Raw genomic sequence first — 22,524 nt, forward strand, 5'->3', positions numbered from 1 at the left:
ACCCCGTCGGGGGCGTCGTCTGACCCATGGTCCAGGATGGCCCCATGAGCGATCTGACAAGGATCCCCGCCCCCGCCGGGGTCGCCGCGGCCGCCCAGTACTCGCATGTGGTGCTGGGCACGGGCAGGTTCGTGGCCGTCTCCGGCCAGCTCCCCCTCGACGAGGACGGCCGCCCGGTCGGCGAGGGCGACCCGGCAGCCCAGGCCCGCCAGGTCTTCGAGAACCTGCGGCGCTGCCTGGCCGCCGCCGGCGCGGGCTTCGACGACGTCGTCAAACTCACGTACTTCGTCACGGACATGGCCCACCTGCCGGCTATCCGCGCGGCCCGCTCCGCGCACATACCCGACGACAGGCTCCCGGCCTCGTCGGCCGTGCAGGTCGCCGCTCTGGTGCGCCCCGAGTTCCTGATGGAGATCGAGGCCTACGCGGTGGTGTCCGGGTGACCGCCGCGGTGGTTCGCGCGATGGCGCTCGACGACTGCGAGCGGGTCTCCGAGGTTCGGATCCGGGGCTGGCAGAGCGCCTATCGGGGGCTGATGCCGCAGGCCTACCTCGACGCGCTCGACGTGGGTGAGGACGCCGAGCGGCGGCGGGCCTGGTTCACGCAGGGGGACGGCACTGTGCGCAACCTGGTCGCCGAGCGGGACGGCCGAGTCGTCGGCTGGGCCGCCTACGGGCCGTACCGGGACGGCGAAGTGCGCACGGACGACGGCGAGTTGTACGCGATCTACGTGGACCCCGAGCACCACGGCGAGGGTCTGGGCAGGGCCCTGCTCGAGGCGTCCCTGCGGGGCTGCGCCGCGGAAGGGCGCCGGCTGGCGCGACTGTGGGTCCTGAAGGAGAATTCCCCCGCCCGCCGCTTCTACGAACGGGCGGGCTTCCACGCGGACGGCGCCGAGGAGCCGTTCGAGGTGGACGGCATCGAGGTCCCCGAACTCCGGTACACGAAGGTCGTGGAGCTTCCCGTACCGTGACCGCGCTTCACCGCTGCCGGGGGATGCGGGCCAGCGCGCCGGCCGCCGCCGCCGCGAGGGCCGGGTGGGCCAGGGCGTCGTTGAGGACGGGGCGGGCTCGCGTGTCGCCGAGGGCGCCCAGTCCCTCCACGCAGGCGAGGGCGACCCGGCGGTAGGGGTCGTGCGGGCGCAGCCGTCGTCCCAGGGTGGTGATCAGCGCGGGCACGGACTCGGGGGCGCGCAACTCCACCAGCAGCCTGACCGGTTGCAGTGCGTAGGCGATCCGTAACTCGTTGGTGGCGAGGGTGGCCGCCGCGCGGGCTGTGCGGGGGTCGCCGAGGCGGGCCAGCGCGTGCGCGGCGCCGGCGCAGCGCGGCGGATCCCGGTGGTTGAGCAGCAGGACGAGCGCCTCGAAGGCCCGCCGGTCGCCGGCGACCCCCAGCCGGAACGCGGCCAGTTCTCTCGCCCACAGCGGCTGCCCGGCGGCGGTGAGCACCGCGGCGAGCTCGTCGTGGTCACCGGTGCGCACGAGCCGTTCGAAGGCGGCGGCGCCCCCCGACTCCTGCCGTAAGCGTTCCGTGAGCGATCGCAACTCCCCGTCCATGGAGGCGAGCTTAGAACCACTCGGCCGGGGCGTCGGGACGTATGTCACAAAGTCGAGGTCTGGCGCGCTCGTTACCCGGCGGTTAAGCTCAGACGAGCGAGTTACCCACTCGCACAACCTGCTCGCGGTGGCCTGGTGACGCAGCCGCCAAGAGAGCAGTCGGTTCGGTACACAGGTACCTCAGGCGTGACCCGGTCCCGGGACAGGGCCGGTCGGTCATCACCGTTCCTCGGGCGTGTGCGCGTCTCGAGCGACGGCCCCGGGCGTGTGCGCAGTGCCCTCACAGGCGCTGACAGCCCGGCAACACCCGCATCCAGCACCTCTGTTCACGCACCGGTGCGCCACGGCCCGGCCCTCGGCCCGGCTTCCCCGGCGCACCCGGTCGCGCTTCTCAGTCGTCACCCTCATCTCTGGAGTCCCGCGATGGCCACTCCCCTGTCCCACACCTCTCAGCCCTCCCTCCGCACGATCGCCGTGGTCGGTCTCGGCACCATGGGCGCCGGCATCACCGAAGTCCTCGCCAAGGCGGGCCGCGAGGTGATCGGCATCGACGTCGACGAGACCCAGACCGCGCGTTGTGTCGCCGCTCTGGAGTCCGCCACCGCCCGCGCCGTGGAACGCGGCCGGCTGACCGAGCGGGAGCGCGCCGACGCGCTGGCCCGCCTGCGCACCTCCACCGACCTGCGCGACGCGGCCGACGCCGATCTGGTCATCGAGGTGGCGCCGGAGTCGTACGAGGTCAAGCAGCAGATCTTCCGGGAGCTCGACGGGATCGTGCGGCCCGAGACGATTCTCGCCACCGGCACCAACGCGCTGTCCGTCACCCGGCTCGCCGCCGACTCGGCCCGCCCCGAGCGCGTCCTCGGCCTGCACTTCTTCAACCCCGCCCCGGCGATGAAGCTCGTCGAGGTCGTCTCCTCGGTGCTGACCGCGCCGGCCGCCGTCACCGCCGTCACCAACCTCGCCCTGGACCTGGGCAAGGAGCCCGTCGCGGTCGGCGACCGCCCCGGGTTCGTCGCCGACGGGCTGCTGTTCGGCTACCTCAACCAGGCCGCCGCGATGTACGAGGCGCGGTACGCCTCCCGTGAGGACATCGACGCCGCGATGCGGCTGGGCTGCGGCCTGCCGATGGGCCCGCTCGCCCTGCTGGACCTGATCGGCGTCGACACCGCGCGCACGGTTCTGGAGGCCATGTACGCCGCCTCCCACGACCGCCTGCACGCCCCCGCCCCCATCCTCAAGCAGCTCAGCGAGGCCGGTCTGACCGGCCGCAAGTCGGGCCGGGGCTTCTACACCTACGAGGCCCCGGGCAGCGCGACCGTCGTCCAGGACGCCCTCACGCCGGTGGGCGGCGGCACCGGGACCGCCGGCCGTGCGGTGCGCTCCGTGGGCGTCGCCGGGTCCGGCACGATGGCCTCCGGCATCGCCGAGGTGTTCGCCAAGGCGGGCTTCGACGTCGTCCTCGCCGCCCGCAGCGAGGAGAAGGCGCAGGTCGCCAAGGCGCGGATCGGCAAGTCGCTGTCCCGTTCCGTCGACAAGGGCAGGCTGACGGCCGAGGCCGCCGCGCAGACCCTGGAGCGCGTCACCCCGGCCGGTTCCTACGACGCCTTCGCCGACGTCGACCTGGCCGTCGAGGCCGTCGCCGAGGACCTGGAGGTCAAGCGGCAGCTGTTCGCGACGCTGGACAAGGTGTGCAAGCCGGGCGCCGTCCTCGCCACGACGACGTCCTCGCTGCCGGTGGTCGCGCTGGCCCGCGCCACCTCGCGTCCGCAGGACGTGATCGGCATGCACTTCTTCAACCCCGCGCCGGCGATGAAGCTGGTCGAGGTGGTCCGCACGGTGCTGACCGGCGAGGACGTCCACGCCACGGTCCACGAGGTCTGCGGCCGGATCAGGAAGCACGCCGTGGACTGCGGCGACCGGGCCGGGTTCATCGTGAACGCCCTGCTGTTCCCGTACCTCAACAACGCGATCAAGATGGTCGAGGAGCACTACGCGACCCTCGACGACATCGACGCCGCGATGAAGCTGGGCGGCGGCTACCCGATGGGCCCCTTCGAACTGCTCGACGTGGTCGGTCTGGACGTCTCCCTGGCCATCGAGAAGGTGCTGCACCGCGAGTTCCGCGACCCGGGACTGGCCCCGGCGCCGCTGCTGGAGCACCTGGTGGCCGCGGGCTGCCTCGGCCGCAAGACCGGCCGCGGCTTCCGCGAATATGCCCGTCGCTGACGGCGCCGGCGACCGGCCGCGGGCCGGAGAGGACTGGGGCGGGCTGCTGGACCCGGCGGCCCCCCTCCCGCCCGCCTGGGCCGGGGGAGCCCGCCGGCCCCGCGGACCGGCGCACCGAGCTGCGCGCATGCAGTACGTTCAGGACATGCCCCAGCCCGCCAAGTCCTCACGTACCTCAGCTCCGACCGAAGTGTCGGACAGCCCCGCGGGCAGCCGCGCTGCGGCCCAGCGGCTCAAGATGCGCCGGGAACTCGCCGCCTCGGCCATGGAGTTGTTCGCGACCAAGGGGTACGAGGCGACCACCGTCGACGAGATCGCGGCGCGGGCGGGCGTCGCCCGCCGCACGTTCTTCCGTCACTTCCGCTCCAAGGAAGAGGCGATCTTCCCGGATCACGACGACACCCTGATCCGCGCCGAGGCGGTCCTGAACGCGGCGCCCGCGCACGAGCATCCGCTCGACACGGTGTGCCGGGGCATCAAGGAGGTCATGAAGATGTACGCGGCGCGGCCGGAGATCTCGGTCGCCCGCTACAAGCTCACCCGCGAGGTGCCCACCCTGCGCGAGGCGGAGATCGCCTCGGTGGCCCGCTACGAGCGTCTCTTCACCCGTTACCTCCTCGGGCACTTCGACGAGCACGCGCACGACGACGACGCCAACGACGACCCGCTGCTGGCGGAGGTGGCCGCGTCGGCCGTGGTCACCGCGCACAACCACGTGCTGCGGCGCTGGCTGAGAGCCGGCGGCCAGGGGGAGGTGGAGGCGCAGCTCGACCACGCCTTCGCGATCGTCCGCAAGACGTTCGGGACGGGTATCGGGGCCGGGCGCGTGGGCGCCGCGGCCACCGCCTCGGCCTCGGCGTCGACGGCGGTGTCCGCGCACGGCGAGGTGCTGGTGACGGTGGCGCGGACCGACGCCCCGCTGGACGAGGTGATGCGGACCATCGAGCAGGCGCTCAAGGAGCGCTGAGGAGTCCTGCCGGGCCCTGCCGCGCCGCGGCGCCCTGTGATGACGGCCACCCGCCCGGGTGGCCGTTTTGGCATGTCAGGGGCCGTTTTCTCGCGGATTCACGGGCCCGTTCGATCGATCATCGCTCATTTGTGACGTAAAGATTTCAGCTGAGTGGAAGTTCTGGCACTCAGTGCCTTGCGAGGTGACACGCGGTGTCATACGTTGAAGGAGTCCGGGCGGCCGGCGTGCAGAGACCTTTCGTACGTCGGCTGTCCCCGCAAGCCAACGGTTTGCGCGCCCGGACGCCTGCGTCACAGGCACCCTCCCGCGCCACAAAGCGCTGCCGAACAGCACCACCGAGCCGAACCGACGGCACATTCCCATCCCTCAGCAGCACCGACGTAACCATCGGCGCCCCTCCCTCAGGGCGCTCACCGCCGGAGGCAACACCGTGACCGTGAAGGACATCCTGGCCGCGATCCAGTCGCCCGACTCCACGTCGGCGGACTTCGCCGCCCTGCAGCTCCCCGAGTCGTACCGCGCGATCACCGTGCACAAGGACGAGACCGAGATGTTCGCGGGCCTCGAGACCCGCGACAAGGACCCGCGCAAGTCGATCCACCTCGACGAGGTGCCGCTGCCGGAGCTCGGCCCCGGCGAGGCCCTGGTGGCCGTCATGGCCTCCTCGGTCAACTACAACTCCGTGTGGACGTCGATCTTCGAGCCGCTGTCGACGTTCGGCTTCCTGGAGCGCTACGGCCGCACCAACGAGCTGGCCAAGCGCCACGACCTGCCGTACCACATCATCGGCTCCGACCTCGCGGGCGTCGTCCTGCGCACCGGCCCCGGCGTCAACGCCTGGAAGCCCGGCGACGAGGTCGTCGCGCACTGCCTCTCCGTGGAGCTGGAGTCCTCGGACGGCCACAACGACACGATGCTCGACCCCGAGCAGCGCATCTGGGGCTTCGAGACCAACTTCGGCGGCCTCGCCGAGATCGCGCTCGTCAAGTCCAACCAGCTGATGCCCAAGCCGGACCACCTCAGCTGGGAGGAGGCCGCCGCCCCGGGCCTGGTCAACTCCACCGCCTACCGCCAGCTGGTCTCCCGCAACGGCGCCGGCATGAAGCAGGGCGACAACGTCCTGATCTGGGGCGCGAGCGGCGGCCTCGGCAGCTACGCCACCCAGTTCGCGCTGGCCGGCGGCGCCAACCCGATCTGCGTCGTCTCCAGCGACCAGAAGGCCGACATCTGCCGGTCCATGGGCGCCGAGGCGATCATCGACCGCAGCGCCGAGGGCTACAAGTTCTGGAAGGACGAGCAGACCCAGGACCCCAAGGAGTGGAAGCGCTTCGGCAAGCGCATCCGCGAGCTCACCGGCGGCGAGGACATCGACATCGTCTTCGAGCACCCCGGCCGCGAGACCTTCGGCGCGAGCGTCTTCGTCACCCGCAAGGGCGGCACCATCACCACCTGCGCCTCGACCTCGGGCTACATGCACGAGTACGACAACCGCTACCTGTGGATGTCCCTGAAGCGCATCATCGGCTCGCACTTCGCCAACTACCGCGAGGCCTGGGAGGCCAACCGGCTGATCGCCAAGGGCAAGATCCACCCGACGCTGTCGAAGGTGTACTCCCTGGAGGACACCGGCCAGGCCGCCTACGACGTGCACCGCAACCTCCACCAGGGCAAGGTCGGCGTCCTCGCGCTGGCCCCCGAGGAGGGCCTGGGCGTGCGCGACCACGAGAAGCGCGCCGAGCACATCGACGCCATCAACCGCTTCCGGAACATCTGAGGTCGTCCATGAGTGAGCGTCAGAAGGACCGGCCGTGGCTCATGCGCACGTACGCCGGTCACTCCACGGCCGAGGCGTCCAACGAGCTGTACCGGCGCAACCTCGCCAAGGGCCAGACGGGTCTGTCGGTCGCCTTCGACCTGCCGACCCAGACCGGCTACGACTCCGACCACATCCTCGCCCGCGGCGAGGTCGGACGGGTCGGCGTGCCGGTCGCGCACCTCGGTGACATGCGCCGGCTGTTCCAGGACATCCCCCTGGAGCAGATGAACACCTCGATGACGATCAACGCCACGGCCATGTGGCTGCTGGCGCTCTACCAGGTCGTCGCCGAGGAGCAGGGTGCGGACATCACCCGGCTCCAGGGCACGACCCAGAACGACATCGTCAAGGAGTACCTGTCCCGGGGGACCCATGTGTTCCCCCCGGGGCCGAGCCTCCGGCTGACGACGGACATGATCGCGTACACGGTCTCCCACATGCCGAAGTGGAACCCGATCAACATCTGCAGCTACCACCTGCAGGAGGCCGGGGCCACGCCGGTGCAGGAGATCGCGTACGCGATGTCCACCGCCGTCGCCGTCCTGGACGCCGTGCGCGACAGCGGCCAGGTGCCGCAGGAGCGCATGGGCGACGTCGTCGGGCGGATCTCGTTCTTCGTCAACGCGGGCGTCCGCTTCGTCGAGGAGATGTGCAAGATGCGCGCCTTCGGCCGCATCTGGGACAAGATCACGCTGGAGCGGTACGGCATCCAGGACCCCAAGCACCGCCGCTTCCGCTACGGCGTCCAGGTCAACTCCCTCGGCCTGACCGAGGCGCAGCCGGAGAACAACGTCCAGCGGATCGTGCTGGAGATGCTGGCGGTGACGCTGTCCAAGGACGCCCGCGCGCGTGCCGTGCAGCTGCCCGCCTGGAACGAGGCGCTGGGGCTCCCCCGGCCCTGGGACCAGCAGTGGTCGCTGCGCATCCAGCAGGTGCTGGCGCACGAGAGCGACCTGCTGGAGTACGAGGACATCTTCGAGGGCTCGCACGTCGTCGAGGCGAAGGTGGCGAAGCTGGTCGAGGAGTCGCTCGCGGAGATCGAGCGGATCCAGGAGATGGGCGGCGCGATGGCCGCCGTCGAGTCGGGCTACCTCAAGTCGCAGCTCGTCTCCTCGCACGCCGAACGCCGGGCCCGGATCGAGTCCGGCCAGGAGAAGATCGTCGGCGTCAACATCTTCGAGACGACCGAGCCGAACCCGCTGACCGCCGACCTGGACACCGCGATCCAGACGGTCGACCCGGCGGTCGAGGCCAGGGTCATCGCCTCCCTTCAGAACTGGCGCGACACGCGCTACCAGCCCCCCTTCAACCACCCGCGCCCGTGCAAGGCGCTGGAGAAGCTGAAGGAGGCCGCCAAGGGCACCGCCAACCTCATGGAGGCCACCCTGGAGTGCGCCCGTGCCGGCGTCACCACCGGTGAGTGGGCCGGGGCCCTGCGCGAGGTGTTCGGGGAGTTCCGGGCGCCGACCGGGGTCTCCTCGGCGCCGGTCGCCGTCCCCGCCGAGGAGGGCTCGGCCCTGTCCGAGGTGCGCCGCACGGTCGACCTCACGGCCAAGGACCTGGGCGTGGGCAAGCTGCGCTTCCTGGTCGGCAAGCCGGGCCTGGACGGCCACTCCAACGGCGCCGAGCAGATAGCCGTGCGCGCCCGCGACGCCGGCTTCGAGGTCGTCTACCAGGGAATCCGGCTCACCCCGGAGCAGATCGTGGACGCGGCCCTCGCCGAGGACGTGCACGCGGTCGGCCTGTCGATCCTGTCCGGCTCCCACGCCCAGCTGGTCCCGGACGTACTCGAACGGCTGCGTGTGGCCGGTGCCACAGACATCCCGGTGATCGCCGGTGGCATCATCCCGAACGGGGACGCCGAGCAGCTCCGGGCAGCCGGAGTGGCCGCGGTGTTCACCCCGAAGGACTTCGACATCACCGGAATCATCGGCCGCATCGTCGACGAGATCCGGAAAGCGAACAAGCTCGACCCCCTGGAGGTCCCCGCATGACGACCGTCAACCGCCTTCGCCCCCGGCGTTCGTGTCTGGCCGTACCGGGCTCGAACCCGCGCTTCCTGGAGAAGGCCCAGGGCCTCCCGGCGGACCAGGTCTTCCTCGACCTGGAGGACGCGTGCGCGCCGCTCGCCAAGCCCGAGGCGCGGCACACCATCGTCAAGTTCCTCAACGAGGGCGACTGGACGGGCAAGACGAGGGTCGTGCGCGTCAACGACTGGACGACCGAGTGGACCTACCGTGACGTCGTCACGGTCGTCGAGGGCGCCGGCCAGAACCTCGACTGCATCATGCTGCCGAAGGTGCAGTCGGCCGAGCAGGTCGTCGCCCTGGACCTGCTGCTGACGCAGATCGAGAAGACGATGGGCTTCGAGGTCGGCAAGATCGGCATCGAGGCGCAGATCGAGAACGCGCAGGGCCTGAACAACGTCAACGAGATCGCGACGGCGTCCCAGCGCGTCGAGACGATCATCTTCGGCCCGGCCGACTTCATGGCCTCCATCAACATGAAGTCGCTGGTCGTGGGCGAGCAGCCGCCCGGCTACCCGGCCGACGCCTACCACTACATCCTGATGAAGATCCTGATGGCCGCCCGCGCCAACAACCTCCAGGCGATCGACGGCCCCTACCTGCAGATCCGCAACATCGACGGCTACCGCGAGGTCGCCCGGCGCGCCGCCGCGCTCGGCTTCGACGGCAAGTGGGTGCTGCACCCGGGCCAGGTCGAGGCGTCCAACGAGATCTTCTCCCCGTCGCAGGAGGACTACGACCACGCCGAGCTGATCCTGGACGCGTACGACTACTACACGTCCGAGGCGGGCGGCAAGAAGGGCTCGGCGATGCTCGGCGACGAGATGATCGACGAGGCCAGCCGCAAGATGGCGCTCGTCATCTCCGGCAAGGGCCGCGCGGCCGGCATGCAGCGCACCAGCAAGTTCGAGACCCCCACCGACTAGAAGGGCGCTGAGCGCGATGCAGTTCGGACGCACCTACGAGGAGTTCGAGGTCGGGGCGACGTACAAGCACTGGCCGGGCAAGACGGTCACGGAGTACGACGACCACCTGTTCTGTCTCCTCACGATGAACCACCACCCGCTTCACATGGACGTCAACTACGCCGAGAACACGACGGACTTCGGCAAGAACGTGGTGGTCGGCAACTACATCTACTCGCTGCTGCTCGGCATGTCCGTCCCGGACATCTCCGGCAAGGCGATCGCCAACCTGGAGATCGAGTCGCTCAAGCACGTGGCGCCGACCTTCCACGGCGACACGATCTACGGTCAGACGACCGTGCTCGACAAGTGGCCCTCGAAGTCGAAGAACGACCGCGGGATCGTGCACGTCGAGACCAAGGGCTACAAGCAGGACGGCACGCTCGTGTGCGTGTTCCGCCGCAAGGTGATGGTGCCGACCGAGACGTACATCAAGGAGCGCGGCGGCGAGCAGCCGGGCCGCCCGGAACTTCAGGAAGGCTGACCGATGGCCCGCCTCGCCCAGACCGCCGGTCTGACCGACGTCCAGCAGGAGATCCTCTCCACCGTCCGCGACTTCGTGGACAAGGAGATCATCCCCGTCGCCACCGGGCTGGAGCACCGTGACGAGTACCCGCAGCAGATCGTCGACGGCCTGAAGGATCTGGGCCTCTTCGGCCTGATGATCCCCGAGGAGTACGGCGGTCTGGGCGAGTCGCTCCTGACGTACGCGCTGTGCGTCGAGGAGATCGCCCGCGGGTGGATGTCGGTCTCCGGCATCATCAACACGCACTTCATCGTGGCGTACATGCTCAAGCAGCACGGCACGCAGGAGCAGAAGGAGCACTTCCTGCCGAGGATGGCGGCCGGCGACATCCGGGGCGCCTTCTCGATGTCGGAGCCGGGTCTCGGCTCGGACGTGTCGGCGATCACGTCGAAGGCGGTGAAGGACGGCGACGAGTACGTCCTCAACGGCCAGAAGATGTGGCTGACGAACGGCGGCACCTCGTCCCTCGTGGCCGTTCTCGTCCGAAGTGACGAAGGACACCCCGAGGGCACCGCGCCCCACAAGTCCATGACCACCTTCCTCGTCGAGAAGGAGCCCGGCTTCGGGGAGGTCCGCCCCGGCCTCACCATCCCGGGCAAGATCGACAAGATGGGCTACAAGGGCGTCGACACCACCGAGCTCATCATGGACGGCCTGCGGGTTCCCGCGGACCGGGTGCTCGGCGGCGTCACCGGACGCGGCTTCTACCACATGATGGACGGCGTGGAGGTCGGGCGGGTCAACGTCGCCGCCCGTGGCTGCGGCGTCGCCCAGCGTGCGTTCGAACTCGGCGTCGGATACGCCCAGCAGCGGCACACCTTCGGCAAGCCGATCGCCCAGCACCAGGCCATTCAGTTCAAGCTGGCCGAGATGGCTACCAAGGTCGAGGCCGCGCATGCCATGATGGTGAACGCGGCACGCAAAAAGGATTCCGGAGAACGAAACGACCTCGAGGCCGGGATGGCGAAGTATCTCGCCTCCGAGTACTGCAAGGAGGTCGTGGAGGACGCCTTCCGGATCCACGGTGGCTACGGCTTCTCCAAGGAGTACGAGATCGAGCGCCTCTACCGTGAGGCTCCGATGCTGCTGATCGGTGAAGGTACCGCCGAGATCCAGAAAATGATCATCGGCCGCAGGCTGCTCGAGGAGTACCGGTTCCAGGGCTAGATGTCAGGGTTGGGGGTGTTTTCTTCGAGAAGAAGATCACACCCCGTCGACCCGCTCCAGCCGCCGACTCGGCTTCTTGACTTACCCAGTTGCGGCCTCGAACCGCTACCATCGCGGTAAGCCGCCGTCCCCCTGTCGAGCGCGGCGTCATCCGCTACGAAGGTCATCCATGCCCCACAGCCAAACCTCTGCACCTCGCGACAGCCTGGTCGGCGTACGCCTTGCGCGTGGAGCATCGCCGTGGCTTCTCCCGACCGTCGCCACCGCAGCCGTCAGCCTGCTCCGCGCCCGCCGTTCCGGCGCCGCGAAGGCCGTCGCCGTACCCGCCACCGCTCTGGCGGCGGGCATGCTGTGGTTCTTCCGCGACCCCGAGCGCGAGATCGCTCAGGGCCGGGTCATCTCCCCCGCCGACGGTGTGGTGCAGAGCATCATGCCGTGGAAGGACGGACGCACCCGGGTCGCGATCTTCATGAGCCCGCTCAACGTCCACGTCAACCGCGCCCCGCTGTCGGGCACGGTGACGTCGGTCGAGCACATCCCGGGCGGGTTCGTACCGGCGTTCAACAAGGAGAGCGAGAACAACGAGCGCGTTGTCTGGCACTTCGACACCGAGCTCGGTGACATCGAGATGATCCAGATCGCCGGCGCCGTCGCCCGCCGCATCGTCCCCTACATCCCTGAGGGCACGAAGGTCGAGCAGGGCGAGCGCATCGGTCTGATCCGCTTCGGCTCGCGCGTCGACATCTACCTGCCCGAGGGCGTGGAGGTCGCGGTCGAGGTCGGGCAGAAGACCGTGGCGGGGGTGACTCGCATTGACCGTGATTGACCCGCAGACCCAGACGGGCTGGGTGCCCGAGGCCGACGAGGCGGACGACGAGGAGATGCCCCTCTCGCTGCGGCTGTCGATAGCGGACACCCTCACCCTCGGCAACGCCACGTGCGGCTTCATGGCGGTGTACTTCACCACCACCGGCATCCTGATCCCGCACATCACCGGCAGCCAGGAGACCGGCATGGCCCGCCACAGCGCGGCCACCGCGGTCATCCTGATGCTCTGCGCGGCGGTGTTCGACCTCTTCGACGGACTGGTCGCCCGCAAGCTGCGCTCCTCGCCCATGGGCGCGGAGCTGGACAACCTCTCCGACCTGATCAGCTTCGGCCTGGCGCCGGCGTACTTCGTCCTCGTCTACGGCATGGTCGCCAACGACGCGCACCAGCGGGTGGCGGCGGTCGGCGCGATCATGGTGCTGCTGGCGGTGGTGCTCAGGCTCGCCAGGTTCTCCTGCGTGACGGTGAAGGACGGCACCTTCCAGGGCATGCCCTCGCCGTTCGGTGCGCTGACGGTCGTCTCCATCGTGCTGCTGGAGCTGCCCTTCGAGGCGACCCTCCTCGCCATCCTGGGCACCGCCTGGCTGATGGTGAGCCGGGTGGAGTACCCGAAGCCGCGGGGACGCCTCGCCGGCGCGATGCTCTCCTGGATCGTGCTGTCGATGGGCCTCCTCGCCGCCTGGGCCTTCGACGCCCCCGGCGGTCAGCTGCTCCTCCAGGCCGGCTGCGCGCTTCAGCTGGTGATGGGCGCGGTGATCCCCCTGTTCGCCACGGCACGCCGGGTGAACAGCTTCCGCGGCAACCGCCGCGAGGCTCGCGCGGCGCAGCTGCCGTGACGCTCCGCCGAAGGGCCCCGGACCCGGGTCGGGTCCGGGGCCCTTCGCGTTCACCCGAACCGCTCACAAGAGGGTGAGCCGTCCCAGCCCGTGGGGTGCCCCCTCTGGGGGAGTTCGGGGGCGAGGCCCGTTCAGGGCCGAAGCGGGGGTCGACGGCAAGCAGCCCCCGGGCAACGGGACGGGGTAGGGGCGGCGAGGGCGAGAAACCCCCGGTCAGGACAGGAAGTCGCGTCCGATCCGCTCCGCGGCCCGCTCCAGGATCGGGCCGGCCTCGGCGATGCACCGGGCCACGTCCGGCTCGACCTCGGTCAGCGCGTACACCCGCCGGATCCCCGCCCGCCCCAACGCCTCGGGCGGCAACGTCACCCGCCCGCACACCGCGACCACGTCCTTGCCCGCCGCACGCGCCGCCGCCGCGACCCCCGCCGGCGCCTTCCCGTGCAGGGTCTGCTCGTCCAGCGACCCCTCCCCCGTGACGACCAGCTGCGCCCACTCCAGCGCCGGCGCGAAGCCCAGCACCTCGAGCATCACCTCGATCCCGGCCTGGAACCGCGCGCCGAGCAGCAGCGCCCCGTACCCGATACCGCCCGCGGCCCCGGCGCCGGGCGCGACCGCGTACTCCGCGGCCTTCGGCCCGGCCGCCGCCTCCAGCACCTTCGCGTACCGGGCGAGCGCCGCGTCCAGCGCCTGCACATCGTCCGGTGAGGCGCCCTTCTGCGGCCCGTACACGGCCGGCGCGCCCTTCGGCCCGGTCAGCGGGTTGTCGACGTCGCTGGCGAGAATCAGCTCGACCGAGGCCAGCCGGGGGTCGAGACCCGAGAGGTCGGCGCGCGCGATGTCCACGAGGCCTCCGCCGCCCGGCGCGACCGGCTCGCCGTGCGCGTCGAGGAAACGCGCGCCGAGCGCGGACAGCATGCCCGCTCCGCCGTCCGTGGTGGCGCTGCCGCCGACCCCGAACACGATCGTCCGCACGCCCGCGTCCAGCGCGGCGCGCAGCAGTTCCCCGGAGCCGTAGGTGGAGGCGGTGAGCGGGGCGAACACACCGGCCGGGAGGCGCTGCAGCCCGCTCGCCTCGGCCATTTCCACGACCGCGGTCTCCCCGCGCACCGCGAAGGCGGCGGTGACCTCGTCGCCGAGGGGGCCCGCGACCCGTGCCTCCCGGCGTTCGAATCCGGCCGCGACGGCCGCGGCGACGGTGCCGTCGCCGCCGTCGGCGACCGGCAGGGCCTCGACCTCGACACCGGGCACGGCCCGGCGCAGCCCGGCCGTCACCCGCTCGGCGACCTCCACGGCCGTCAGCGAGCCCTTGAACTTGTCCGCGGCCACGAGCACCCGTCGGATGCCCTGCCGTGCAGCGTCCGCCACCTTCCCAACCCCTTGCTCCCCGGGCCCCGAACCCGTCGGGGCCAGTCACGCCGCAGCGACCCTATCCGCCCCGCGCACCCGCCGTCATGCCCCTGCCCGCCCCCTGGACGGGTGCCGTCCCACAGGCGCGGTTGCACCGACGCGGGGCGCCGATGACGACCCGCCGGGCCGGGAACACCGCGCAAACGGGTACACCGAAACCATGACGACCCTCGTGGGCACCGAGACAGAGCTGGCCGAGCGCGTGCTCGGGGGCTGGCTGGGCCGGGTCGCGGGCAACATGCTCGGGAAACCGGTCGAACAGGGCGAGCTGTGGACGCGCGAGCGCATCGACCGCTACCTGCGCCGCGCCGACGCCCTCCCGCTCACCGACTACCTGCCCGAACCGGCCGCCGGGGACGACGGCCCGCCGCTGCGTCCCGAGTGGCGCGAGTGCGTGCGCGGCCGGATCCACGGCAGCTGCCGCGACGACGACGTCGACTACGCCATCCTGGGCCTGCATCTGCTGGAGACCCACGGTTTCGGCTTCAGCACGGAGCAGGTCGGCGACCTGTGGCTGCTGCGGCTGCCGTACCGGCAGACGTTCACGGCGGAGCGGGCGGCCTACCGCAACCTCGCCAACGGGCTGAAGCCGCCGCTGACGGCGACGTACGACAACCCGTACCAAGAGTGGATCGGCGCCCTGATCCGCGCCGACGTGTTCGGCTGGACCCGCCCCGGCGATCCGCGCCGCGCCGCCGCGCTGGCCCGGCGGGACGCGGTGCTGTCCCACACCGGCAACGGTGTCTACGGCGCGATGTGGGCGGCTGCGCTGGTCTCCGCGGCGTTCACCGCGCCGACGGTGCGGCACGTCGTGGAGGAGGCGCTGGCCGTGATCCCGGCGAGCAGCCGCCTCTCCCGCGCCGTGCGCCGGGTCTCCTCCCTCCACGAGGCAGGCCTCGGCTGGGAGGACACGCTCACCACGATGGCCGAGGAGACGGCCGGCCTGGGCTGGATCCACACGGTGCCGAACGCGGCCGTCCTCACCGCCGGGCTGCTGTACGGCGACGGCGACTTCACCCGGACCATCGCGCTCACCGTGCGCGGCGGGCTGGACACCGACTCCAACGGCGCGACGGCCGGTTCCGTGGCCGGCGTCCTCATCGGGGCGGACGCCATCCCGGCCCAGTGGACGGATCCGCTGGAGGACACCGTGCGCAGCGCCGTGTTCGGCTTCGACGGGGTGCGGATCAGCGAGCTGGCGGAGCGCACGCTGCGGCTGGTCGGATCGGACGGGTGACGGGGCGTGACCGGGGCCCGCGTCCCGCTGCCGCTGGCTACGCTGCCTTCATGACCGCTGCTGACTACGCCACGTACATCGCCTCCCTGCCCCGTGTCCTGGCCGGGGCGGCCGCCCTCTTCCGCGACGCGGAGGGACGGGTGCTGCTGGTGGAGCCCAACTATCGCGAGGGGTGGGCGCTGCCCGGCGGCACGATCGAGTCCGACGACGGCGAGACCCCGCGGCAGGGCGCGAACCGGGAGACGCTGGAGGAGATCGGCCTCGACCGCGCTCTCGGGCGGCTGCTCGCGGTGGACTGGGTGTGCGGCGCGCATCGGCCGCCGCTGGTGGCGTACGTGTACGACGGCGGGGTCCTCGACGAGGAGGACCTCAAGGCGATCCGCCTCCAGGAGGAGGAACTGCTGTCCTGGCGCATGGTCCCGCGCGAGGAGATCCACGAGTACCTGCTCGGCAACCTGGCCCTGCGCGTCGGGGCCGCCCTGGACGCGCTGGACGCGGGCACGGGCACGGCGGAGCTGGAGAACGGCGTCCGCGTGAGCTGACGGGGCTGCGGGAGCGCCGGGACGGAGAGTGCCGGGCGGGGGGCGGCCTGCCGCCGCCCCCCGCAAACCGTTCGCGTGCCGCCGGTCCCTCGTCCTACCCTCGGTGACATGGCCAAGCCCCTCGTCGCCGTGCTCAGTGGAGCGGGCATCTCCACGGACTCCGGGATCCCCGACTACCGCGGTCCGCAGGGGCTGTGGCGGCGGGATCCCGAGGCCGAGAAGCTCGTCACGTACGACTACTACATGCGTGATCCGGAGATCCGGCGCCGGTCCTGGCAGATGCGCCGCAGGAACCGCACCCTGCAGGCCGAGCCGAACGCGGCGCACCGCGCGATCGTCGACCTGGAACGGTCCGGCGTCCCCGTACGGGTCATCACCCAGAACGTCGACGGGCTCCACCAGATGGCCGGCCTGCCCGCCCGCAAGGTCCTCGAACTACACGGCACCGCACGGCAGTTCATCTGCACCAAGTGCCACACCCGCGGCCCCATGGAAGACGCCCTCGCCCGCCTCGACGCCGGCGAGGACGATCCGCCCTGCCAGGAATGCGGCGCCGTCCTGAAGTCCGCCACCGTCATGTTCGGCCAGCGCCTCGACCCGGTCGTCCTCGGCGAGGCCCTCGCCATCACCAAGGCCTGCACCGTCTTCATCGCCGTCGGCACCAGCCTCAAGGTCCAGCCCGCCGCCGGCCTGGCAGGCGTCGCCGCCGACCACGACGCACGATTGATCATCGTCAACGCCGAGCCGACGCCGTACGACGAACGGGCCGACGAGGTCATCCGCGAACCCATCGGCACCGCCCTGCCCCGACTGCTGCGTCGGCTGAGCCCGAACGGCGACTGAGCAAGGATCTTGAATCGGGGCCCGGCGGGATTCGTGCCTCCTCACCATCGGGGCGGCCGGTGCCGCGGCCGCGTTGTGGCTGGTTCCGTCGGTGCGGCGAGCCATGCCGTGGTGGTGGATGTCTCCGGCTCTGTTGCTGGGGGCGATTGCCGCAGTGCGATGGGCTGTAGGTGGGTAGGACCACGATCCCCATCTGTCGTCCACCCGGTACGGGCCGCGAGGACTGTGGGGGCGGGACCCCGAGGCGCAGTGGTCGGCCACGGTGCGGCCCGCACGGTGTTCCTCACCGGACGAGCGGGCCGACGAGGTCGTGCGGGAGCCGGTCGGGGCGGCGTTGCCGCGGCTGCTGCGGGAGCCGGCCGCGGTGGGTCGCTGACGTGGGTCAGAAGAGGGCTGAGCCGCTCTCGAAGGTCAGCAGGCGCCGCTTGCGGTCCAGGCCGCCGCCGTAGCCGGTGAGGCTGCCGTCGGCGCCGACGACGCGGTGGCACGGGACGATGATGCCGATCGGGTTCTTGCCGTTGGCGAGGCCCACCGCGCGGGAGGCCGTCGGCGCGCCGAGGGCATGGGCGAGGTCGCCGTAGGTCCGGGTCTCGCCGTAGGGGATCTTTTGGAGTTCGGCCCAGACGGTGCGCTGGAACGGCGTGCCGTCCAGGCGCAGCGGGAGGGTGAAGGCCTTCAACTCGCCTGTGAAGTAGGCCTCCAGCTGGTCTTCGGCCTCGGCGAAGAGACGGTCGTCGCGGGCGCCGAAGGAGTCCTGCGCGGGGCGGTGCCGCTGTTCGGTCATGTAGAGGCCGCACAGGACGCCGTCGTCGGCGACGAGCGTCAGGGGGCCGTAGGGGCTGTCGATGACGGTGTGCTGCTTCATGGCGCGTCCGTTCGTCGGGCTGTGTCGGTCCGAACGTGCTCAGACCGGAAGGAAGTTGATCGGGTGACTGTCCGTCGCCCACAGGTACTGGACCGCGTAGGCCCGCCAGGGCCGCCAGGCCGCCGCCCGCGCGGTGAGCGCCGCCGGGGTGGAGGGCAGTCCCAACTCCCGTGCCGCACGCCGGACTCCGAGGTCGGTGGGCAGGAACGCGTCGGGGTCGCCGAGGGCGCGCATACCGATGACGTCCACGGTCCATGGACCGAAGCCGGGGAGGGCGAGAAGCCGGGCCCGGGCCTCAGCCCAGTCGCTGTCGACATCCAAGTGCAGCCTGCCGTCAGCCAGTTCGCTGACGAGGTGGGTGAAGGTGGCGCGGCGGGTGCGGGGCATCGCCAGGGACTCGGGGTCGAGGGCGGCGAGCGCCTGAGGGGTGGGGAAGAGGTGGGTGAGTCCGCCCTCCGGGTCCTCGACCGGGTCGCCGTGGGCGGTGACCAGGCGGGCCGCGTGGGTGCGGGCGGCGGCGGTGGACACCTGCTGGCCGAGCACCGCGCGCACGGCGAACTCCGCCTCGTCGACCGTGCGCGGGACGCGGCGGCCCGGAGCCTTGTCCACCAGGGGCGAGAGCAGCGGATCGGCGCGCAGCAGGCCGTCCACGGCGACGGGATCGGCGTCCAGGTCGAGCAGGCGCCGGCAGCGGCTGATCGCGACGGTGAGATCGCGCGGGTCGCTGAGGACGAGACGGCAGCCGATGTGGTCGGGGCGCGGGGTGAGGGCCACGACGCCGTGCCCGTGGGGCAGCCGGAGCGTGCGCCGGTACGCCCCGTCGCGCCACTCCTCGACGCCCGGCACACCGGTCGCCGCGAGGTGGCCGAAGACGTTGTCCGGGTTGAACGGGGCGCGGAACGGCAGCCGCAGCTGGAGGGCGCCGGGGGTGGTCGTGGGCGTCCCGGCCCTGTCGGGTGAGCGGCGGGTGCGCAGTTCGCTCGGGGAGAGCGCGAAGACCTCGCGCACGGTGTCGTTGAAGGTCCGGACGGAGGAGAAGCCTGCGGCGAACGCGACGTCCGCCATGGGCAGTTCGGTGGTCTCAATGAGAAGGCGTGCGGTCTGGGCCCGCTGGGCGCGGGCCAACGCCAGTGGTCCGGCGCCGAGTTCGGCGAGGAGTTGGCGTTCGACCTGGCGGGCGCTGTAGCCGAGGCGGGCGGCGAGGCCGGGCACTCCGTCGCGGTCGACGACGCCGTCGGCGATCAGGCGCATGGCGCGGGCGACGAGGTCCGCGCGCTGGTTCCACTCGGGGGAGCCGGGGCTGGTGTCGGGGCGGCAGCGCTTGCAGGCGCGGAACCCGGCCTGCTGGCAGGCTGCGGCGCTGGGGTGGAAGGTCATGTTCTCCGGTTTGGGCGCCACCACGGGGCAGCTGGGCCGGCAGTAGATCCCGGTGGTCAGGACCGCTGTGAAGAACCAGCCGTCGAACCGCGCGTCCTTGGACTGCACGGCTCGCACACAGTGTTCCCGGTCGGTGTGCATCGCGTTCCGCATGCGTTCAGCATCGGCCACCCGGCCTCCGGGCGCTGGCGAGAATCCGACATCGACCTCGCGCTACCGGGACCGTCGCCGATCGCCGCGTACTCGGGGACCGCGCCTCAGGACGACGGCGGCGGAGCCGGTGACCCGGGCGGCCGGGAGGACGAGGGCGCGGGGGGTGTGCTCGGCGGGCTCGGCGGGCTCTCCGGACCCGGCGCGCCCGGTGCACTCTGCCCGCCCGGCGCGCCCGGTGCGCTCGGCGGTCCCGGTGCGCTCGGCGCGCTCGGCGCGCTCGGCGGTCCCGGTGCGCTCGGCGCCAGGAAGTCGACGACGCTCAGCGCGAAGAGCAGGGCGAGGGCGAGACCGATGACGACCCAGCCGGTCGGGTACGACCACAGCACGTAGGCCAGAACGGCCGCGCCGGTCAGGATCCAGGTGATCCAGGTGCGGTAGCGGTCGACGAACGGGCCGACGGGTCCGGTGCGCATCCCCGCGTGGTCGGCCGTCGTACGGACGGCCCCGATGCCGGAGTGCCACAGCCCGCGCACCAGACCGGCCCGGCGGCCGGGCCCGGTCAGCCAGGCGGCGAGGGCGACCACCACGCCGAGGGCGACCACCACGCGCACCCCGGTGCGCAGGAAGCGGGTCAGGGTGTCGTAGACGGTCCCGGCGGCGTCCTGGGACACGTCGGCGGGAAGGGCGTCGAGGTAGACCACGCGGAAGACGGTCAGCGCGATGCCGAGCAGCAGGGTGGCGAGGGCGAAGCACAGCGCGGCGGCGACCAGGGCGCGGCGGCGGCGCGTGGCGAGCAGGACGCCTGCGGCGACCAGCAGGACGGCGACGACGGGCAGCCACACGCCCGCCAGTTGCAGCAGCCGGAAGTAGGTCTTCGCCTTGCCGATCTCCTCGGATCTGAGGACGGTGAAACTGGTGTGGACCTGGGGGATCTTCTCGGCGACCGTGAGACCGTCGTCGACCAGGCGCTGCTTGACCTCCTCGACCACGGGGGCGAGGTCGATCGTCACGGTGTCGTTCTCGAGCTTGACGGCTCCGCCGCCGCTGCCCGTGAGGGCCTTGTCCAGGGCGGCGTGGACGCGGCGGTTGGCGTCGGTCCAGATCCGCTGGAAGGTGTCGGAGGCGACGACGGCCTGTGTCTTGTCCTGGACGAAGCTGCGGACCGCGTCCTGAAGGGAGTCGCCCAGTTTGCCCAGGGCCTTCTGCAGGAGCGGTCCTTGGTCCGGGGCCACGTTCTCGAGGAGGGCGGGCAGGTCGAGGTGGGTCATGACGGCGTCGGTGACCCGGCCTGCGACGGCCTTCTGGATGTCCTCGTCGGCGGCGAGCGGTTGGACGGTCTGCACATAGCGGTCGGTGTCGCCGACGATGTCGGCGCTCCAGGCGGCGACCACGCCCAGCGGGGCCAGGAGGCAGCCGAGGACGATGAGGATCACCGCGAGGACGGACCGCGCCCGGTGCCGGGAGGGCCGTGGAGCGGCCCGTTCCGTGTCGCGGGCGCGGTGCCCGCTCTCCAGGGCCGCGATCCGGGCCCTCAGTTCCCGCAGCTCGTCCTGTGCGGCGTCCCCGCCGTCCGAGGGGGCACCGCCGACCGGCATGTCCGGTGTGTCCGGCATGGCTGAGGCTCCCTCGTCCGTCGGATCGGTCCGGTGAGGGTCAGCACATCGCGGACGGGGGCGGACGGCGAGCGCGGCGGGACCGTCCGGGTGAACGGCCCCGCCGGGCCCGGGTCGCGACTCACATGTTGATCATGTGGCCGGCGAGCCCGTGCACCGCTTCCTTGACCGCCTCACCGAGCGTCGGGTGGGCGTGGACGTTGCGGGCGACCTCGTGGACGGTGAGGTCCCACTGCTGGGCCAGGGTGAGCTCGGGGAGCAGCTCGGTGACGTCGGGGCCGATGAGGTGGCCGCCGAGGAGCTCGCCGTACTTGGCGTCGCTGATCAGCTTGACGAAGCCGGTGGTGTCGCCGAGGCCGTGCGACTTGCCGTTGGCGGTGAAGGGGAACTTCGCGACCTTCACGTCGTGGCCGAGTTCGCGGGCCTGCGCCTCGGTGTACCCGAAGCTGGCGATCTGCGGCTGGCAGTAGGTGGCGCGCGGAATCATCGCGTAGTCGAGTTCCATGGTCTCCGCGCCGGCGAGGGTCTCGGCGGCGATCACGCCCATCGCCTCGGCGGTGTGCGCCAGCATCAGCTTGGCCGTGACGTCGCCGATGGCGTAGATGTGCGGAACGGAGGTGCGGCAGCGGCCGTCGACGTCGACGGCCCCCCGCTCGGTGAGGGCGACGCCGGTGTTCTCCAGGCCGTAGCCGGTGACGTTGGGGGCGAAGCCGATGGCCTGGAGAACCTTGTCGGCCTCCAGTACCCGCTGGGCGCCGTCCTTGCCGGTGACGGTGACGCGGACCTGCGGCCCGGACTCGTCGATGGACTCGACCCGGGTCGAGGTGAGCACGTCGATGCCCAGCTTGCGGTACTGCTTGGCGAGTTCGGCGGAGACCTCGGCGTCCTCCAGCGGGGCGACCCGGTCCAGGAACTCGACGACGGTGACCTTGACGCCGTAGTTGTGCAGGACGTAGGCGAACTCCACGCCGATGGCGCCGGCGCCCGCGATGACGACCGACCTCGGGAGGTCCTCGGCGAGGATCTGCTCCTCGTACGTCACCACGCGGGCGCTGCGCTTGGTGCCGGGCAGGAGCCTGGGGGTGGCGCCGGTGGCGATGACGCAGTGTTCGAAGCCGAGGGTGCGGGTGGTGCCCTCGTAGTCGGTGACCTGGAGGGTGTGGGGGTCGAGGAAGACGCCGCGGCCGTCGAACTCGGTGATCTTGTTCTTCTTCATCAGGTAGTGGACGCCCTTGACGCGCCCGTCGGCGACCTTGCGGCTGCGCCGGAACGCCTCGCCGTAGTCGAAGGAGACCTCGCCGTCGACCTTGATCCCGAAGGTCTTCGCCTCCCGCAGGACGATGTGCGCGAGTTCGGCGTTGCGCAGCAGCGCCTTGGTGGGAATGCAGCCCACGTTCAGACAGACGCCGCCCCAGTACTTCTCCTCGACGACGGCGACCCGCTTGCCCAGCTGTGCGGCCCGCACCGCCGCGACGTAGCCGCCGGGACCGGCGCCGAGGACCACGACGTCGAAGCGTTCGTCCAGCTCGACCATGGGAGGTTTCCTTTTCCGTGAAGTGAGTGACGG

General features: G+C 71.4%; 20 protein-coding genes. 14 read left to right on the forward strand and 6 right to left on the reverse strand.

Annotated elements, in window-relative coordinates:
• Window positions 1-44: 44 nt before the first annotated feature.
• A complete protein-coding gene (locus tag ACIRS4_RS05670) occupies window positions 45-443 on the forward strand; it encodes a RidA family protein (RefSeq protein WP_404190449.1) in 399 nt (132 codons plus the stop codon).
• The gene (locus ACIRS4_RS05675; protein ID WP_404190452.1) at window positions 440-973 is read left to right on the forward strand and encodes a GNAT family N-acetyltransferase; all 534 of its coding nucleotides are present in this window, start codon (window positions 440-442) and stop codon (window positions 971-973) included. Before ACIRS4_RS05670 ends, ACIRS4_RS05675 begins: the two co-directional genes overlap by 4 nt.
• A 7-nt stretch (window positions 974-980) precedes the next feature.
• Here the strand turns inward: ACIRS4_RS05675 and ACIRS4_RS05680 are convergent, their stop codons facing one another.
• On the reverse strand, window positions 981-1,556 hold the full coding sequence (locus ACIRS4_RS05680; RefSeq protein ID WP_404190455.1) for an adenylosuccinate lyase: 576 nt from the start codon (window positions 1,554-1,556) through the stop codon (window positions 981-983).
• 423 nt (window positions 1,557-1,979) lie between these two features.
• Here ACIRS4_RS05680 and ACIRS4_RS05685 point away from each other — a divergent pair, with 423 nt between their 5' ends.
• The 9 genes from ACIRS4_RS05685 to pssA all read left to right on the forward strand — a co-directional run bounded on the left by ACIRS4_RS05685 (window position 1,980) and on the right by pssA (window position 12,920).
• Window positions 1,980-3,785, forward strand: coding sequence for a 3-hydroxyacyl-CoA dehydrogenase family protein (locus ACIRS4_RS05685; protein ID WP_404190458.1), 1,806 nt, complete (start codon window positions 1,980-1,982; stop codon window positions 3,783-3,785).
• Window positions 3,786-3,930: 145 nt separating this feature from the next.
• Entirely contained in the window at window positions 3,931-4,752 is an 822-nt protein-coding gene (locus ACIRS4_RS05690; protein WP_404190461.1) for a TetR family transcriptional regulator, read from the forward strand.
• Between the two features lie 433 nt (window positions 4,753-5,185).
• Window positions 5,186-6,529, forward strand: coding sequence for a crotonyl-CoA carboxylase/reductase (gene ccrA, locus ACIRS4_RS05695; protein ID WP_404190464.1), 1,344 nt, complete (start codon window positions 5,186-5,188; stop codon window positions 6,527-6,529).
• An 8-nt stretch (window positions 6,530-6,537) separates the two neighbouring features.
• Complete coding sequence (locus ACIRS4_RS05700; RefSeq protein WP_404190467.1) at window positions 6,538-8,565, forward strand: protein meaA; 2,028 nt, start codon at window positions 6,538-6,540, stop codon at window positions 8,563-8,565.
• Window positions 8,562-9,524: an HpcH/HpaI aldolase/citrate lyase family protein gene (locus tag ACIRS4_RS05705; protein ID WP_404190470.1), complete on the forward strand. Its 963-nt coding sequence runs from the start codon at window positions 8,562-8,564 to the stop codon at window positions 9,522-9,524. Before ACIRS4_RS05700 ends, ACIRS4_RS05705 begins: the two co-directional genes overlap by 4 nt.
• Window positions 9,525-9,540: 16 nt before the next feature.
• The gene (locus tag ACIRS4_RS05710; protein WP_130437798.1) at window positions 9,541-10,047 is read left to right on the forward strand and encodes a MaoC family dehydratase; all 507 of its coding nucleotides are present in this window, start codon (window positions 9,541-9,543) and stop codon (window positions 10,045-10,047) included.
• A gap of 3 nt (window positions 10,048-10,050) precedes the next feature.
• Entirely contained in the window at window positions 10,051-11,256 is a 1,206-nt protein-coding gene (locus ACIRS4_RS05715; protein WP_404190472.1) for an acyl-CoA dehydrogenase family protein, read from the forward strand.
• Between the two features lie 169 nt (window positions 11,257-11,425).
• The gene (locus tag ACIRS4_RS05720; RefSeq protein ID WP_130437800.1) at window positions 11,426-12,082 is read left to right on the forward strand and encodes a phosphatidylserine decarboxylase; all 657 of its coding nucleotides are present in this window, start codon (window positions 11,426-11,428) and stop codon (window positions 12,080-12,082) included.
• A 22-nt stretch (window positions 12,083-12,104) separates the two neighbouring features.
• Complete coding sequence (gene pssA, locus ACIRS4_RS05725) at window positions 12,105-12,920, forward strand: CDP-diacylglycerol--serine O-phosphatidyltransferase (protein ID WP_404191052.1); 816 nt, start codon at window positions 12,105-12,107, stop codon at window positions 12,918-12,920.
• 213 nt (window positions 12,921-13,133) lie between these two features.
• On the opposite strand, the gene ACIRS4_RS05730 is transcribed toward pssA, so the two are convergent.
• On the reverse strand, window positions 13,134-14,252 hold the full coding sequence (locus tag ACIRS4_RS05730) for a glycerate kinase (protein WP_404191055.1): 1,119 nt from the start codon (window positions 14,250-14,252) through the stop codon (window positions 13,134-13,136).
• A 235-nt stretch (window positions 14,253-14,487) separates the two neighbouring features.
• Between ACIRS4_RS05730 and ACIRS4_RS05735 the strand changes: the two genes are divergently transcribed.
• From ACIRS4_RS05735 to ACIRS4_RS05745, 3 genes are all read left to right on the forward strand, one after another.
• Window positions 14,488-15,564, forward strand: a complete 1,077-nt coding sequence (locus ACIRS4_RS05735) for an ADP-ribosylglycohydrolase family protein (RefSeq protein ID WP_404190475.1) — start codon at window positions 14,488-14,490, stop codon at window positions 15,562-15,564.
• Between the two features lie 50 nt (window positions 15,565-15,614).
• The gene (locus tag ACIRS4_RS05740) at window positions 15,615-16,106 is read left to right on the forward strand and encodes an NUDIX domain-containing protein (protein WP_404190478.1); all 492 of its coding nucleotides are present in this window, start codon (window positions 15,615-15,617) and stop codon (window positions 16,104-16,106) included.
• Window positions 16,107-16,214: 108 nt separating this feature from the next.
• A complete protein-coding gene (locus tag ACIRS4_RS05745; RefSeq protein ID WP_404190481.1) occupies window positions 16,215-16,949 on the forward strand; it encodes an SIR2 family NAD-dependent protein deacylase in 735 nt (244 codons plus the stop codon).
• A 382-nt stretch (window positions 16,950-17,331) separates the two neighbouring features.
• Here ACIRS4_RS05745 and ACIRS4_RS05750 read toward each other — a convergent pair whose 3' ends face one another.
• From ACIRS4_RS05750 to lpdA, 4 genes are all read right to left on the reverse strand, one after another.
• Window positions 17,332-17,814: a methylated-DNA--[protein]-cysteine S-methyltransferase gene (locus ACIRS4_RS05750; protein WP_404190483.1), complete on the reverse strand. Its 483-nt coding sequence runs from the start codon at window positions 17,812-17,814 to the stop codon at window positions 17,332-17,334.
• Window positions 17,815-17,853: 39 nt separating this feature from the next.
• Window positions 17,854-19,344 (reverse strand): AlkA N-terminal domain-containing protein, encoded by a 1,491-nt coding sequence (locus ACIRS4_RS05755; RefSeq protein WP_404190485.1) that lies wholly within the window; start codon window positions 19,342-19,344, stop codon window positions 17,854-17,856.
• Between the two features lie 104 nt (window positions 19,345-19,448).
• On the reverse strand, window positions 19,449-20,939 hold the full coding sequence (locus ACIRS4_RS05760; protein ID WP_404191057.1) for a hypothetical protein: 1,491 nt from the start codon (window positions 20,937-20,939) through the stop codon (window positions 19,449-19,451).
• Between the two features lie 139 nt (window positions 20,940-21,078).
• Complete coding sequence (gene lpdA, locus ACIRS4_RS05765; protein ID WP_404190488.1) at window positions 21,079-22,491, reverse strand: dihydrolipoyl dehydrogenase; 1,413 nt, start codon at window positions 22,489-22,491, stop codon at window positions 21,079-21,081.
• Between the last annotated feature and the right edge of the window lie 33 nt (window positions 22,492-22,524).

Origin of the sequence: Streptomyces sp. NPDC101166 (assembly GCF_044768125.1) — a bacterium.
Classification (GTDB): domain Bacteria; phylum Actinomycetota; class Actinomycetes; order Streptomycetales; family Streptomycetaceae; genus Streptomyces.